Genomic DNA, 15691 nt, shown 5'->3' on the forward strand with positions numbered 1-15691 from the left:
ATACGTCGCTTTGCTTTCGCCTGACCAACGGGAGGAACCACAATGGCAGACATGGACAATCCAAGTCGGCGCGATATCCTGCTGACAGGCGGATCTCTATTCGCAATGTCGGCAATCGGCGCTGTTGCGAACACAATAGTCAGCAAGACGGCGAACGCTCAGACTTCAGCCAAGAAACCCAACATCGTCGTCATCATGGCTGACGATATCGGCATCTGGAATATTGGTGCCTATAACCGCGGCATGATGGCCGGACGTACACCCAATCTCGACAAGCTCGCCGCTGAAGGGATGCTCTTCACCGACTATTATGCCGAAGCGAGCTGTACGGCGGGACGGGCAAACTTCATCACTGGCGAGCTGCCGGTCCGTACCGGCATGACCACAGTGGGCCAAGCTGGCTCGCCCATAGGTATACCAGCCGAGGCACCGACCATTGCGACTGTGCTGAAGTCCATGGGCTACGCTACAGGTCAGTTCGGCAAGAATCACCTCGGCGATCTCAATAAGTTCTTGCCGACCGTGCACGGCTTCGACGAGTTCTTCGGCTACCTCTATCATCTTGACGCGATGGAGGACCCGGCTCACCCCGGATATCCGCAGGAACTGCTAAATGTGGTCGGCCCACGCAACATGGTCCACTCCTGGGCTACGGATGTGGACGACCCGACGGAAATGCCGCGCTGGGGCAAAGTCGGGAAACAGAAGATCGAGGATGCCGGGACACTGTATCCCGAGCGGATGAAGACTATTGACGACGAAATTCGGGACCTTTCGTTCAAGTTCATCGACAAGGCCAAGTCTGACGGCAAACCCTTCTTCCTCTGGCTAAACCCGACGCGCATGCATATCGTCACCCATCTTTCGGAAAAATACGAGAGCATGCGCAATTCCGAGAATGGCTGGACCATCCACGAAGCCGGAATGGCCCAGCTTGACGACATCGTCGGTGCCACCATGCAAAAGATCAAGGATATGGGCGATGATGAAAATACCATCGTCATATTCACCACCGACAATGGCACCGAAAACTTCACCTGGCCGGATGGCGGGCAGACCCCATTTTACGGCGGCAAAGGCACCACCTTTGAAGGCGGCTTCCGCGCACCGGCTATGATCCGCTGGCCGGGCCACGTTCCGGCAGGCTCAATCGCAAATGGCTTGTTCTCCGGCCTCGACTGGTTTCCAACCCTCGTCGCTGCCGCCGGCGATCCAAACATCATTGTCGAGTTGAAGGCTGGCAAGGAACTCAACGGCCAGAACTACAAGGTTCATCTCGACGGCTATGACCAGACCAGCATGATCACCGGATCGGGTAAATCCAACCGTCATGAGATCTGGTATTTCGCCGAAAGCACACTCGGGGCAGCCCGCATCGACGACTATAAATATACCTTCAAGGAACAGCCGGGAGGCTGGCTCGGTGACACTGTGACCTTGGGTGCACCCACTGTTGTCAACCTGCGCCTGGATCCGTTCGAGCGCACGGCATTCTTCAAGGGCGGAAATAACGGCTCGCTCGAATACTTCGAATGGTACAAATTCGAGTTCTGGCGTTTCGTTCTTGTTCAGCAAAAGGTGGAGGTACTGGCGCAGACCGCCATCGATTTCCCGCCGATGCAGACTGGCGCCAGTTTTGGGCTAAGTGCCGTCAAGGCGCAGATTGCCGAAGCGATGCGCAAACAACACGGGCAATAGAATTCTTGATAATTGCTGGACGGTCGGTGGGCCGTTCAGCGTCAATCGTCCCTGCTGAGATATTCGCGAAATCTCCCTCATTTAGTTGCAGCCCCTGTTGAGGAAGAATTTTTCGACCGATTTGAGGGCGCTGCCGGAGTATTCCTGCGGATCCAGATCGGCTATCAAATCAGAGAACGCGAGATTTGCGTTGGGACTGTCGATATATCTCTGAAGCAGTGCGCAATGCTTGTTTTCCTTTACAACACGCAGAGCGATAGCTTCAAGAAACCCGATGCAAAAACCGTGTTTCAGCTCATCTTTCCTGTCTCTGCACATTGCCTGAAGTTTGGCGAAGGTCGGCTCGTCTGCAAGCGCAAGGTTACCCAAGCTCGCGCCAAGCACGAGAGTCAGGGCAGTAGCCGTTCCAATGATCCGACTGACCCTTCTACGCGCGCTTTTTCTTTTGCCGGCCTTCCCGGCATCGTGAACAACAGACGGCATTTTCTCCCTCCCGACTCCTGGGCAAATATCGTTTACCGCCTGCAGCGATCATCGCATGCATTGGCGACGCGAAGCGGCCAACCACCCGCAAAGCTGTCTCAAGCGCGATCTGAACCCCAGTTCAGGAAAAAGCCCACATCGCCGGGCATTCCGTTGGGGAAACTGATGATCATTGCCTTGAGCTTGAAACCCTGTGGCTTGGCAAGTTTCTGATAGCGATCATAAAACTCCTTTGCCTTGCCTTGCAGCGTTTGTGGCCAGTCTTTGTCGCCGCTGTTKATTGCGCGCCCGCTGTCCGAACAAAGATCCGATGAAAAGCTATAGACCATAGCCTCGAACTTACCCGCCTGGACAGCGTTCGCCACAAGCCGGCGAACCGCCAGAACGTCTGCTTCGCTGACATGGTTCTTGAGGAAATCTTCAGCAAAGTCGGCCGCCTTCTGCTCCTGGATTGCCTTTGCCTTCGCCTGCTTTTGATCTTCCTCCCTTGCACGTTTGATGACTTCATTGCGAATGTCCGCCGCGCTCGGGGGCATCGCGTTCAAATCTAAGGGTTCTTTCTTCTCTGGCATCTGCTTGATCCTTTCGTGGATGACGTTGTTTGATGGATATCGTCTTCAAAGCACGTCGGGGACCACGGCGGCCGTAGCCTCTGGCGCGACATAGTCGTTGGGCCGCTTTTGCCGTTTGCCGAGATTCGGCGCGTCAAACTTGACCCGTTCGTAGGGGATCGACTTGAGGATGTGCGAAATGCAGTTGATACGTGCTCGCTCCTTGTCGTCGGACGGCACAATCCACCACGGAGCAWYGCGGKTGTCMGTCAYCTTSAGCATCTCGTCGTAGGCGCGGGAATAGTCCCACCAGCGTTGATACGAYGTGACATCCATCGGACTGAGTTTCCACTGGCGCAAGGGATCGTCCATGCGGCGGCGGAACCGGCGCTCCTGCTCTTCCTCGCCGACGGTAAGGAAATACTTCAGTAGTATGATGCCGCTTTCAACGATCGCTGCCTCAAAGAATGGGGTGAGTTCAAGAAAGCGCCGCGCTGTCTTTTCGGAACTGAATCCCATGACCCGCTCAACGCCTGCGCGGTTGTACCAACTCCTGTCGAAGATGACGATCTCGCCCGCCGCGGGAAAATGTTGAACGTAGCGCTGCATGAAGATCTGCGATTTCTCCCGGTCGCTTGGCGTAGGAAGCGCAATGACGCGGAATACGCGCGGGCTCACCCGCTCCGTGATCCGCTTGATCATGCCGCCTTTTCCGGCCGCATCACGGCCCTCGAACAGGATGATGACGCGTGCGCCCGATTTCTTCACCCACGCCTGTAAATGCGCGAGCTCGATCTGAAGCTTTTTCATCTGCTTGTTGTAGCGGTCCTTGCCGAGCTTCTTGTGCTCGACATGCTCTTCTTCCCGCAATGTGTTGTCGTGTTTGTTCATCACATTATCCTCCCTCTGGTGTCTGCACTTGAAGTCCTGCTGGAGTTGCAACCGTCCCCTCGGAAAGTCTGTTCTGCCTGGCATCAAAGCCGCGTACTGCGTCCTCCACATCCTCGAAAACATGTTCAGGTCCAATGCGCTCCAGGAGACCGCTTCGTTCGAGCATCGTCTTCACCTCCGCGTGCAGTTCGGCGATGCCGAGTGTCATTCCGTCCGCCGCCAGATCGCCTCTGATATCATCGAGCATGGCAAGCGCGGTGCTGTCGATCTGGGCAATTGCACTGGCGTCGATAACGAACCAGCGGGTCCCGGCAGGTAAACCGGAGGCAATGGTTCTAATGCGCTCCCGAACGTAGTCGGCATTGAAAAACAACAGGCTGCCCTGGATTATATAGAGGGCGAGACCTGGGATCGGGCGGGCCCCGGGAAAGCGGTGCAGCTTGTAGAACCCATCACGATTGCTCATACGGCCGAGTAGAGCATCCCGCGGAAACATCATCTGACGCACGAGGTGGACCAGTGTTGCGGCGATAGCGATCACCACCCCAGCCAGTACACCGAAGCTTATGGCTCCCCACATTGTAATAAGCGCAAAAACGAACTCGGCGCGGCTGATACGCCAGATGTGTCTCAGCTCTGCGATATCGATCAGGCTGAGAGCAGCCGCTACCAGTATGGCACCGAGTGCGGGGATGGGAAGAATCCGCATTGCATCGCTGAAATAGAGTAGCGTCGCTATCAGCGCTCCAGCCGAGACAAGCCCTGCCACCTGAGATTTTCCACCTGTCGAAAAACAGATCGCCGTCCGGGAGTCCGAGACGCTGATCGGAAATGCTCCAAAGAGGCCAGCGGCAATGTTGCCCGCGCCCAGCCCGATCAGTTCCTGATTGGCGTCGACATGCTCACCGGAGCGTCCTGCGAAACTGCGGGCCGCAACAATGCCCGAGCCAAAACTGACCAGAAAAACGGCCGCTGCACCCAGCACAATTCGATCCAGTGGAAGTGCGGCTAAAGAAGGTACCGAGATGGATGGCAGCGCAAAGGGGATGTCCCCGACAACGGCAATGCCCATCTGCTGGAAATTGAAAAGTACCGACAGGATGGTCGAAACCACAACGACAATGACCGGACCGGGAACAGGCAGGCGCAAGGCCCTGACCACCTGCAAAAGAATGAACATGGACAACCCGAGCAGAAGCGAAGGCCAGTTTATGGCGGCGCGCTCGTTGATGAGTTCGAGGAATGGCGCTACGAGCCCGTCCGATTGAATCGACAGCCCTGTCAGACGGCCGATCTGTCCAACGATGATCGATACGGAAATACCGGCAAAGAAACCGACGAGGATCGGGCGCGAAAGAAACGTTGCCACAACGCCGAGACGCAAAAGACGTGCTGCCAGACATATCGCGCCGACAACGAGGGCGATCAGCGATGCAACCATGGCACGGTCTACCGCTGCGTCCGCCGGCAGGGAGACGACGATCGATGTTACGGCGGCCGCCAGCACGGTCATGGTTGCCGCGTCTGGCCCGACTATCAGGATCCTGGAAGGACCGAACAGCGCGTAACCTATCGGAGCCGCTATGCTTGCATAGAGTCCCGTTTCCAGAGGCAAGCCCACGATCGCCGGGTAGGCAATGGCACTTGGCAAGCCAACTGCGGCGACCGCGAGCCCGGCCGATATATCGCTCGGTAGCCAACTGGCTCGATATCCCCTCAGGCTCCTGAAAACGGGGATGGACAAGGTCATGGCTTGGACCTCTGGCTCGTGGCGACTATCATTGTCGGTGCTCCAGGAAACGCTTCCGATCCAACTGCTCTTTCGCAGTTTCAACGGCGCAACTATAGTCTGCGCAGATCTGACGTTCCCTTAGCTTCATTCATGTGTATCGGGGGAGCAAGTACGTTACGGTAACAACCTTGCATTGGCGTCCGCGATACCCGTCGCGTTAGTCGGGTAAAACGCAAAATGGCGGCACATGGCCGCCATTTTTTGCAATACAATCATCACTCTATGGAGTGAGAATGGTGCGGTCGAGAAGACTCGAACTTCCACGTCTTGCGACACAGCGACCTCAACGCTGCGCGTCTACCAATTCCGCCACGACCGCACTGTGGTAGAAGCCGAACATGTCGGCTTGGCGCTAGTAGCAAATAGGTTTCAGCTAAACAAGCCCTATCGTCGACTATCGCAATTGTTTTTCGTCAATGCGGTCGAAACACGCCCAAGCTGCATCTTACTGGAAATTGCCTGCGAAAAGGTCCATATCCGGCGCACCCATTCCGAACGTCGTCAAATGTTCGGCGCAGGCAACCACAACCGGATATGAAATTCGCATCATGAAGACCAACCGCGACGATCTCGCCCCCGCATTCCTCGCCCGGGACTTGTCGCCCCCCGTCGAATGGCTGATCGCCGATGGCCTCACCGATTATGATGCGGCGCTTGCCTTCATGGAGAGCCGCGTTGCGGCGATCAGGGACGGCACGGCGCGCGAGCTCGTCTGGCTCGTCGAGCACCCGCCGCTCTATACGGCCGGCACAAGCGCCAAGGCGGGTGATCTCCTCGTCTCCGACAGGTTTCCCGTTTACGCGACCGGTCGCGGCGGCGAATACACCTATCATGGCCCGGGCCAGCGCGTTGCCTACGTGATGCTCGATCTGAAGCGGCGCCGCGAGGATATCCGCGCCTTCGTCACCGCGCTGGAGCAATGGATCATCGCCACCCTCGCCGCGTTCAACGTCCGGGGCGAGCGGCGCGAGGATCGCGTCGGCGTCTGGGTAATGCGGCCGGAGCGGCCTGCCCTGCCCGATGGCTCACCGGCCGAGGACAAGATCGCCGCCATCGGCATCCGCCTGCGCAAATGGGTCAGCTTCCATGGCATCTCGATCAATGTCGAACCGGAGCTCGCGCATTTCGACGGCATCGTGCCGTGCGGCGTTCGCGGCCACGGCGTCACCAGCCTTGTCGATCTCGGCCTGCCGGTGGATATGCACGACCTCGACCGGGCGTTGTACGGTGCGTTCGAAGATGTGTTTGGCGCGGTGGAGCGTTAGAGCGTTTCAAGCATTTCTTGAAACCCACCCCTCCTCTACGTCATCCTCGGGCTTGACCCGAGGACCCATTGGCATGTTCTCGGAATAATGTGGGTCCTCGGGTCAAGCCCGAGGATGACGACAGAAAAGGTGGATTGGCAAAGGTCTCTAGATGAACTCCATGATCACCGCATCCACAGCCAGGCTGTCGCCCTGCTTGGCGTTGATCGCCGACACTGTCAGATCGCGGTCGGCACGCAGGACGTTCTCCATCTTCATCGCCTCGACAATGGCCAGCGTTTCGCCCGCCTTGACCTCCTGCCCCTTCGTCACATTGATCGAGACGATCAGCCCCGGCATCGGGCAGAGCAGCAATTTCGACGTATCCGGCGGTATCTTCACCGGCATCAGCTTTTCCAGCGCCGCCACGTGCTTCTGCATGGCGTGCGCGACGATGGACATGCCCCGCCAGTCGATGCGCATGCCATTGAGCACCGGGCGCAACTGCGCCTTCACCGCGCGCTTGTCGATATAACCACTCCATACGGCATCTCCGGGCTGCCAGTCACTGCGAACGGTAACGACATCGCCGCCACGAATTGAAAGTTCAATCTTGGAAGGCGGTTTGGCCGCACAATTTGCAATCGTGATCGGCACGTAATCGTCCTTGATCCGCACCTCCCATTCCGTGCGCATCTTGCCCGTGTGCGGCCGCAAACGATCCGACAGTCGATCCAGACGCTCCTTGCGCACCAGTTCGACAGCCAGCGCGATCGCTGCCAATATATCGAGATCGTCCGGTGACGGCGAAATCGGCTTGAATCCATCCGGAAATTCCTCGGCGATGAACGCGGTTGAAAGCCTTCCCTCGCGCCAGCGTGGATGCTGCATCAGCGCGGCGAGAAACGGGATGTTGTGCGCGATGCCATCGACGACGAACGTATCCAGCGCATCCGCCATCGCATCGATGGCCTCGAGCCTCGTCGGTGCCCAGGTGCAGAGCTTGGCGACCATCGGGTCATAGAACATCGAGATTTCCGAGCCCTCGGTCACGCCGGTGTCGTTGCGGATGATCGCCTTGCCAATCGGCCCCTCCGCCGGCGGGCGATAGCGTGTCAGCCGCCCGATCGACGGCAGGAAGTTGCGATATGGGTCTTCCGCGTAGAGCCGGCTTTCGACAGCCCAGCCATTGAGCGTCACATCCGCCTGTTTGATCGCCAGCTTTTCGCCAGCGGCAATGCGGATCATCTGTTCGACCAGATCGATCCGGGTGATCAGTTCGGTGACAGGGTGTTCCACCTGCAGCCGCGTGTTCATCTCGAGGAAATAGAAATTGCGGTCCTTGTCGACGATGAACTCGACTGTTCCAGCACTCTGGTAGTCCACCGCCTTGGCCAACGCCACCGCCTGCTCGCCCATGGCCTTGCGCGTCGCCTCGTCCAGGAACGGTGACGGCGCTTCCTCCACCACCTTCTGGTTGCGGCGCTGCACCGAACATTCGCGCTCGCCAAGATAGATGGAGTTGCCGAAAGCATCGGCCAGCACCTGGATTTCGATGTGACGCGGATCGACGATGAACTTCTCGATGAAGACCCGCTCGTCGCCGAAGGAATTGCGTGCCTCGGAGGTCGCGCGTTCGAAACCGTCGCGCACTTCCGATTTGTTCCAGGCAATGCGCATGCCCTTACCGCCGCCGCCCGCGGAAGCCTTGATCATCACCGGGTAGCCGATCTCCCCAGCTATCCGCTCCGCATGGGCCGGGTCGGTGATGACGTCGAGAAAGCCCGGAACCGTGCTCACCTTGGCCGCGTTGGCGAATTTTTTCGATTCGATCTTGTCGCCCATGGCGATGATCGCCTTGGGCTTCGGCCCGATGAAGATGATGCTCTGCTTTTCCAACGCCTCGCAAAAGGCGGAGCGCTCGGAGAGAAACCCGTAGCCGGGGTGAACGGCTTCCGCGCCGGTGTCCTTGCATGCAGCGATGATCCTGTCCGCCACGAGATAGCTTTCAGCAGCGGCAGCCGGCCCGATATGCACGGCCTCGTCGGCCATCTCCACATGCACAGCATCGCGATCCGCATCGGAATAAACCGCAACGGTGGCAATCGCCATCTTGCGCGCAGTTTTAATGACGCGGCAGGCAATCTCGCCACGGTTGGCAATCAGTATCTTTTTGAACAAAGCGAACCTCCCAACAGGTCTTTGTTTCTATTGCCAAACTTCGTTCTACTCAACTGATTCCTGTCAATTGTATGCGGGCTCGCTCTCTTCGCGGTTCTTTCCTTCGCGCCAGATCAGATAGGCGCCGGAAGCGACGATGATGGCGATCCCCAGCCACTTCGATGCGGTAGGAAATTCCCTGAAGACAAAGAGCCCGATGAGCACTGCCATGACGATTTCGAGATATTGAAAAGGCGCCAGCAGCGAGGCGGGGGCAAGCCGCGAGGCGTTGGTAATCAGCTGGTGTCCAGTTGTCGCAATGACCCCCATCGCGAAGAGCAATGACCACGACAGGGCATTGGCCGGAAGGCCGAATGTCATATCGCTGATTTCAAAGGCCGCGCCGAAGAACAGCGCGACGAGAGTCGTCAGCGTACCGCCTACCCCCGCATATAGCTGCATGACAAGCGTTGTGTCGGCAGTGCCATACCGTCGGTTCAGGATAAGATAGAAGGCAAAGGATGCTGCCGTGCCGAGCGGCAAAAGCGAAACCCAGCCGAAGAGTTCCCAACTCGGCTGAATAACGATCAGTGTGCCGATGAACCCGATGGCGACAGCCATCCACCTGCGCCAGCCGACATGTTCCTTCAGCAGGATTGCCGAAAGGGTCGTCAGCATCAACGGTTCGACGAAGAACACTGCTATGGCGTCTGCCAACGGCATGTATTTGATCGCCGCATAAAAACAAAGACCGCCGACCCCCATGAGAACGCCGCGAAACAGGTTCCCCCAAAGCTTGACGGGCTTTAAGGATTTGACCCCGGTCAAAGCAATGATGATCATTGCGGCGAGCATAGCCTGAAATCCGAAACGGAAAAGCGTCACGGTTGCCGGCGATACGCTGTCCACGGTCGAGAGCCATTTGGCAATGGCGTCCATCACAGGCAGGAAAAACATGGCCGCCGCCATCATCGAAACACCCTGCACCTGTTGTGCGGTTGTATTTTCCATGCTCATCATTCCTCTGGACGCCGCAACGACGTGGCTTGCTGGAATATCGCTCCCGCCAAAAAAAGCAATCGTGATAGTGGGTGCGCATGGCTGTCCCTCCACCTTCTCCGTCATCCTCGGGCTTGGCCCGAGGACCCACGGCCGAGGAGCATACCTCCACCCCCGCGCAACATATTCCAGTAGGGTTGAAGCTAATGTCACCAGCAAAACTTACTGGAATCCGTAGAGCCAGGATAAATCGCTTGGTGCTTCATCGTCGTGGGTCCTCGGGYCAAGCCCGAGGATGACGGAGAAGGACGTGCCCCATGGAAATCGTTTTGGTGAGCACGTCACTCTCATCGAAAGGATGACAATACATTGCCAACCCGCTCGGTCAGTTTTTCAGCCACACTTGAATGTCAGCGCTCGGGCGTATAGTTCTGTGGGTGAATACCGGAACAGACAGCGAACTCCCATCGCGTTTCGCCATGAAGCGTGCAAATATCAAGGGTGATTCGAATCTCTATGAAGTTGGCCGAACAAGACCATGGATGACAATAACGACCTCTTTTCAGCGATCGTAAAAACCGCCCGCGAACGGCAGGCGGCGAGCGAACCAACACGCCCAGAGTCTGCCAAGCCTGTCCCGGCCGCGCCGGTCAAATCCGCGCGCCCCACGCCCGAAGCCAGCGGCAACTACAATGCGGCTGATATCGAGGTGCTGGAAGGGCTGGAGCCGGTTCGCCGCCGTCCGGGCATGTATATCGGCGGCACCGACGAGCGCGCGCTGCATCATCTGTTCGCGGAAGTCATCGATAATTCCATGGACGAGGCCGTCGCCGGTCACGCCAATTTCATCGATATCGATCTCGACGAAAACGGTTATCTGTCGGTCACGGATAATGGTCGCGGCATGCCGGTCGATCCGCATCCGAAATTCAAGGACAAATCCGCGCTTGAAGTCATCATGACGATGCTGCACGCCGGCGGCAAGTTCGACTCCAAGGTCTATGAAACCTCCGGCGGCCTGCATGGCGTCGGCGTTTCGGTCGTCAACGCGCTCTCGGACCACGTCGAAGTCGAGGTCGCGCGCAACCGCCGTCTGTATCGCCAGCGTTTTTCGCGCGGCAAGGCGCTTGGACCGCTCGAAGAAATCGGCGAAGTGCAGAACCGCCGCGGAACGCGTGTGACCTTCCATCCCGATGCCGAGATTTTCGGTCAAGGCGCCAAGTTCGATCCAGCGCGGCTTTACAAGATGGCGCGCTCGAAAGCCTATCTCTTCGGCGGCGTTGAGATCAGGTGGAATTGCGCCCCGTCACTGCTCGATCCGAAGGATCCGACGCCGGACAAGGCCGTCTTCCATTTCCCGGGCGGCCTCAAGGATTATCTCGGCGCCTCGCTCGGCAAGGATTTTCAGATCACGCGCGAGATGTTTGCCGGAAAGACGGAAAAGACCAGCGGTCATGGCGCCATGGAGTGGGCTGTCGCGTGGTATGGCGGTGATGGTTTCGTCAATTCCTATTGCAATACCATTCCGACCGGCGAAGGCGGCACCCATGAAGCAGGGCTGCGCATCGCACTCACCCGTGGCCTGAAGGCCTATGCGGAACTCACCGGCAACAAGCGCGCCTCGATCATCACCACCGATGATGTGATGATCTCCGCCGCCGCCATGCTCTCGGTGTTCATTCGCGAGCCGGAATTCGTTGGCCAGACCAAGGACAAGCTGGCGACTGTCGAAGCGCAGCGCATCGTTGAAAATGTCATTCGCGATCCGTTCGATCATTGGCTTGCCGCCTCGCCGCAGGAAGCATCGAAGCTGCTCGACTGGGTGGTGGACCGGGCTGAAGAGCGCGTCAAGCGTCGCCAGGAAAAAGAGGTCAACCGCAAATCCGCTGTCAAGAAGCTGCGCCTGCCGGGCAAGCTTGCCGACTGCAGCCAGACAGGCGCGCTGGGCGCCGAACTCTTCATCGTTGAGGGCGACAGCGCTGGCGGTTCGGCCAAGCAGGCGCGCGATCGCGCCACACAGGCCGTGCTGCCGCTGCGCGGCAAGATTTTGAATGTGGTCAGTGCCGGACGCGAAAAGATGACGGCCAACCAGCAGATCGGCGATCTCATCCTGGCGCTCGGTTGCGGCACCCGCTCGAAATACCGCGACGAAGACCTGCGCTACGATCGCATCATCATCATGACCGACGCTGACGTCGATGGCGCGCATATCGCATCGCTACTGATCACCTTCTTTTATCAGGAGATGCCGGAGCTTATCCGCAACGGCCACCTCTTCCTCGGTGTCCCTCCGCTCTACCGTCTCGCGCAGGGTGGCAAGGTCGCCTATGCCCGCGACGATGCGCATAAGGACGAACTCATGAGAACGATGTTCACCGGCAAGGGCAAGGTTGAGATCGGGCGGTTCAAGGGCCTTGGTGAAATGCGCGCCGACCAGCTCAAGGAAACGACGATGGACCGCAAGAAGCGCACCCTGCTGCGTGTCCAGATCGATGAGGAATGGGCCAACGAAACCAAGCTCGCCGTGGACGATCTGATGGGCACCCGCCCCGATGCGCGCTTCCGCTTCATCCAAGATCGCGCCGCCTTTGTTGAGGAACTGGATATTTAGCGTCCTGCCTCTACTTGCGTCGCTCGACGAGCTTGCTATGCGTGCCGCGCATTGCACGGCTTTCAAAACACCCCTCCCTGTCGCTTCGCTCCGTCCCTCCCCACAAGGGGGAGGGTAATGGTGCCATGTCTGGTAGAGTCATGGTTTAATTTGGACAGAGGCGAAGGCCTGCTAGGGTCTTACCCTCCCCCTTGTGGGGAGGGAGGCTGCGTAGCAGCAGGGAGGGGTTTTTTCGAACAACGGGAGGCAATCCAATGACATTGAAATGTATCGATCCTGACGGTATCTCAACCCCGCAGACCTACAGCCATGCGATCGTTGCCACAGGCAGCCGAATGGTTTTTATCGCCGGACAGGTAGCAGAAGACAGCCAGGGCAAACTTGTCGGTCGCGGCGATATGATGGCGCAGGCCCGTCAGGTGTTTGCAAATATCGGGCGGGCGCTTGCCGCTGCGGGCGCTGAGCCTCGACAGGTTACGAAGCTGACAATCTTCGTCGCCAATTACCAGCGCGAGCACCTCGCCATGATCGAAGAAGGACGCGTCGCGTTGTTCAAAGATCACAAGCCAACCGACACGCTGGTCGGCGTAGCGGCGCTGACCAACCCCGACTACCTTCTGGAAGTTGATGCAGTGGCGGTATTAGAGTGATATACATCAAAAGTATTAGTCCTTGAAGTATGCCTCGAACAGGAGTACATCATAAAGACTAGGCGCGGCTCCTCCTCCCTGCTTTTGGCGCGCGCCTGGTTCCCCCCATTTGAGCCGGACGCAAGTCCGGCTATTTTTTACCTTCAAATACCTCTTGCAACGTCTCGGAAAAATTAATCGAACGCTCGTTCAATTAATTCTCCGACGAGACGCGTTTGTCCTGGCGGTTTTTCGGCATTTGATCCCTATGAACCGCTATTTCAAAACTATTTTGATGCAAGTCCGAGCGATTGCTGCGCAAGGAATCCCGATTCCTATGCAAGAATCCCCGAAACTGACGCAGAATTTTCAACCGCCAGCTTCAATTTGATTGCGCTGAGTTGCGTCAGATATGCAGCGCGTGTCCGAGCGCCTTGAGGGCGGCTTCCTGAAAACCTTCGCCCTGCGTCGGATGCGCGTGGATCGTCCCGGCGATATCTTCCAGTCGCGCGCCCATCTCCACGGCAAGGGCAAAGGACGCCGAGAGCTCGGATACGCCCTGCCCGACCGCCTGGATTCCGAGGATAAGATGGTTGCCGGCAGCGGCGACGACGCGGACGAATCCCTCCTCGCCCTCCTGTGTCATGGCGCGGCCATTGGCGGCGAAGGGAAACAGGCCGATCTTGATTTCGTGTCCGGCTTCCTTTGCCTCTTCGGGAGAAAAGCCAACAGAAACAATCTCCGGATCGGTAAAACACACTGCCGCGATAGCGCGTTTGTCCCAGCTGCGGTTTTCGCCGGCAATGATTTCCGCCACCATTTCGCCCTGCGCCATGGCCCGGTGTGCGAGCATGGGTTCGCCGGTCACGTCGCCTATGGCATAAACGCYGCGCATCGAGGTGCGACACTTATCATCGATTCTGACGAACTTTCCGTCCATATCGAGGTCGATTTCCTCAAGGCCCCAACCGGTGGTCACCGGCTTGCGGCCGACGGTCACCAGCACCTTGTCAGCCGGGATTCTCTCGTCCTTGCCGTCCGCGGTTTCGATCAGCAGCGCATCGCCCTTTGTGCTCATGCCCTTGGCTTTGACTCCGGTCAGTATAGTCATACCTAACTCATTGATATGCTTGACGATTGGCCGGGTCAGCTCCGCATCGTACTGCGGCAGGATTTTGGGCAACGCCTCGACAACCGTCACTTTCGAGCCGAGCTTGGCAAAGGCTGTCCCGAGTTCGAGACCGATATAGCCGCCTCCGACAACGACCAGCTTCTCCGGGATTTTTTGCAGGGCCAGTGCCTCGGTTGAGGAAATGACATTTCCACCGAACGGCAGCGACGGAATCTCGACAGGAGCCGAACCCGTTGCAATCACTACGTTTTCTGCCCTGATAATCTGCTGGCCCGTCAGCGTTTCGACCTCCACGGTCTTGCCGTCGCGAAACCTGGCCTTGCCGGTAACGATCTTGACGTTGGCCTTCTTGAGCAGCCCGGCGACGCCATTGTTCAGTCGGCTGACAATCCCGTCTTTCCAGGCGATTGTCTTCGAAAAGTCGATCGCCGGCTCACTTACGGAAATACCGAGAGGCGTATTATTGGCGGCGAAATGTGCAACCTTTTCAAACTCTTGCGCGGCGTGGATCAGTGCTTTGGAAGGGATGCACCCCACCATCAGGCAGGTACCGCCAACCTTTGCCGCTTCGACAATGACTGTATCGACATTCAGCTGGCCAGCCCGAATGGCGCAGATATAGCCGCCGGGACCCGCGCCGATGACCAGCAGTTTGCAGGAAATATCCTTCATCACTCAACCTTCCACAAAAATCAGCGCCGGCGTTTCGAGCAGCGTCTTGATTCGTTGAATGAAAACAGCGGCATCCCAGCCGTCGATGACGCGATGGTCGAAACTCGACGACAGGTTCATCATCTTGCGGGGGATAAAGTTCGTTCCATCCCACATCGGCCGGGTCATGATCTTGTTGACGCCAATGATCGCCACCTCCGGATAGTTGATGACTGGCGTCGTCACCACCCCGCCCATACTGCCGAGCGACGTGATCGTGATCGTCGACCCGCTCAGCTGCTCGCGCGTCGCCGTACCGGTTTTGGCCGCATCTGCCAGCAAATTGACCTCGGCAGCACAATCCCACAGCGTGCGCGCCTCGGCATGCTTGACCACCGGAACCACCAAGCCGTTCGGCGTCTGCGCCGCGATACCGATGTGGACGCCGCCATGCTGGTGGATAACATTGGCCTCGTCGTCGTAAAGCGCGTTGAGTTGCGGCTGATCGGCAATTGCGCGCACCATCGCCCGCATCAGAAACGGCAGAATGGTCAATTTTGATTGGTCGGCGCGCTTGTTGGAATTCAATGTCGCGCGCAATTCCTCCAGCGACGAGACATCGATTTCCTCGACATAGGTGATGTGCGGAATGTGCGATTTGGCAATCGCCATTTTCTCCGCGATCTTGCGGCGCAGGCCTACAACCTTGATTTCCTTGACGGAATTATCGGGAGCAAGTGCCGTGATACCGGGTTTTTGCGAACCGCGCGCGAAGAAGGCTTCGAGATCTTCATGGCTAATGCGCCCCGCCGGGCCCGTGCCACTGACCTGGCGAAGGTCAACGCCGGCC

At 57.9% G+C, this 15691-nt stretch carries 12 protein-coding genes and 1 tRNA gene; 4 read left to right on the top strand and 9 right to left on the bottom strand.

Annotated elements, in window-relative coordinates; all coding sequences use genetic code 11:
* Positions 1-42: 42 nt before the first annotated feature.
* Positions 43-1698 carry an arylsulfatase gene (locus tag ACXJ5O_RS02200; protein WP_457298448.1) on the top strand — a complete coding sequence of 552 codons (1656 nt, stop codon included), beginning with the start codon at positions 43-45 and terminating at the stop codon, positions 1696-1698.
* A gap of 81 nt (positions 1699-1779) precedes the next feature.
* On the opposite strand, the gene ACXJ5O_RS02205 is transcribed toward ACXJ5O_RS02200, so the two are convergent.
* The 5 genes from ACXJ5O_RS02205 to ACXJ5O_RS02225 form a co-directional block, all read right to left on the bottom strand.
* Positions 1780-2181 carry a hypothetical protein gene (locus ACXJ5O_RS02205; protein WP_457298449.1) on the bottom strand — a complete coding sequence of 134 codons (402 nt, stop codon included), beginning with the start codon at positions 2179-2181 and terminating at the stop codon, positions 1780-1782.
* Between the two features lie 98 nt (positions 2182-2279).
* On the bottom strand, positions 2280-2753 hold the full coding sequence (locus ACXJ5O_RS02210; protein ID WP_457298450.1) for a histidine kinase: 474 nt from the start codon (positions 2751-2753) through the stop codon (positions 2280-2282).
* Positions 2754-2798: 45 nt separating this feature from the next.
* Positions 2799-3623, bottom strand: a complete 825-nt coding sequence (ppk2, locus tag ACXJ5O_RS02215; RefSeq protein WP_457298451.1) for a polyphosphate kinase 2 — start codon at positions 3621-3623, stop codon at positions 2799-2801.
* Positions 3624-3627: 4 nt separating this feature from the next.
* Positions 3628-5373, bottom strand: a complete 1746-nt coding sequence (locus ACXJ5O_RS02220; protein WP_457298452.1) for a SulP family inorganic anion transporter — start codon at positions 5371-5373, stop codon at positions 3628-3630.
* Positions 5374-5649: 276 nt separating this feature from the next.
* Positions 5650-5734, bottom strand: a tRNA-Leu gene (locus ACXJ5O_RS02225).
* A 229-nt stretch (positions 5735-5963) separates the two neighbouring features.
* On the opposite strand from ACXJ5O_RS02225, the gene lipB reads away from it, so the two are divergent.
* A complete protein-coding gene (lipB, locus tag ACXJ5O_RS02230) occupies positions 5964-6680 on the top strand; it encodes a lipoyl(octanoyl) transferase LipB (RefSeq protein ID WP_457298459.1) in 717 nt (238 codons plus the stop codon).
* 147 nt (positions 6681-6827) lie between these two features.
* Here lipB and ACXJ5O_RS02235 read toward each other — a convergent pair whose 3' ends face one another.
* A complete protein-coding gene (locus ACXJ5O_RS02235) occupies positions 6828-8840 on the bottom strand; it encodes an acetyl-CoA carboxylase biotin carboxylase subunit (protein WP_457298453.1) in 2013 nt (670 codons plus the stop codon).
* A gap of 63 nt (positions 8841-8903) precedes the next feature.
* Positions 8904-9830: a DMT family transporter gene (locus ACXJ5O_RS02240; protein ID WP_457298454.1), complete on the bottom strand. Its 927-nt coding sequence runs from the start codon at positions 9828-9830 to the stop codon at positions 8904-8906.
* A 526-nt stretch (positions 9831-10356) separates the two neighbouring features.
* On the opposite strand from ACXJ5O_RS02240, the gene parE reads away from it, so the two are divergent.
* Both parE and ACXJ5O_RS02250 read left to right on the top strand, forming a co-directional pair.
* Positions 10357-12429, top strand: a complete 2073-nt coding sequence (parE, locus tag ACXJ5O_RS02245) for a DNA topoisomerase IV subunit B (protein WP_457298455.1) — start codon at positions 10357-10359, stop codon at positions 12427-12429.
* 254 nt (positions 12430-12683) lie between these two features.
* Complete coding sequence (locus tag ACXJ5O_RS02250; protein WP_457298456.1) at positions 12684-13079, top strand: RidA family protein; 396 nt, start codon at positions 12684-12686, stop codon at positions 13077-13079.
* 385 nt (positions 13080-13464) lie between these two features.
* Here ACXJ5O_RS02250 and lpdA read toward each other — a convergent pair whose 3' ends face one another.
* Both lpdA and ACXJ5O_RS02260 read right to left on the bottom strand, forming a co-directional pair.
* A complete protein-coding gene (gene lpdA, locus ACXJ5O_RS02255; protein ID WP_457298460.1) occupies positions 13465-14862 on the bottom strand; it encodes a dihydrolipoyl dehydrogenase in 1398 nt (465 codons plus the stop codon).
* 3 nt (positions 14863-14865) lie between these two features.
* The coding region (locus tag ACXJ5O_RS02260; RefSeq protein WP_457298457.1) for a dihydrolipoamide acetyltransferase family protein at positions 14866-15691 on the bottom strand (826 nt) is incomplete at its 5' end.

Source organism: Phyllobacterium sp. P5_D12 (assembly GCF_054049495.1).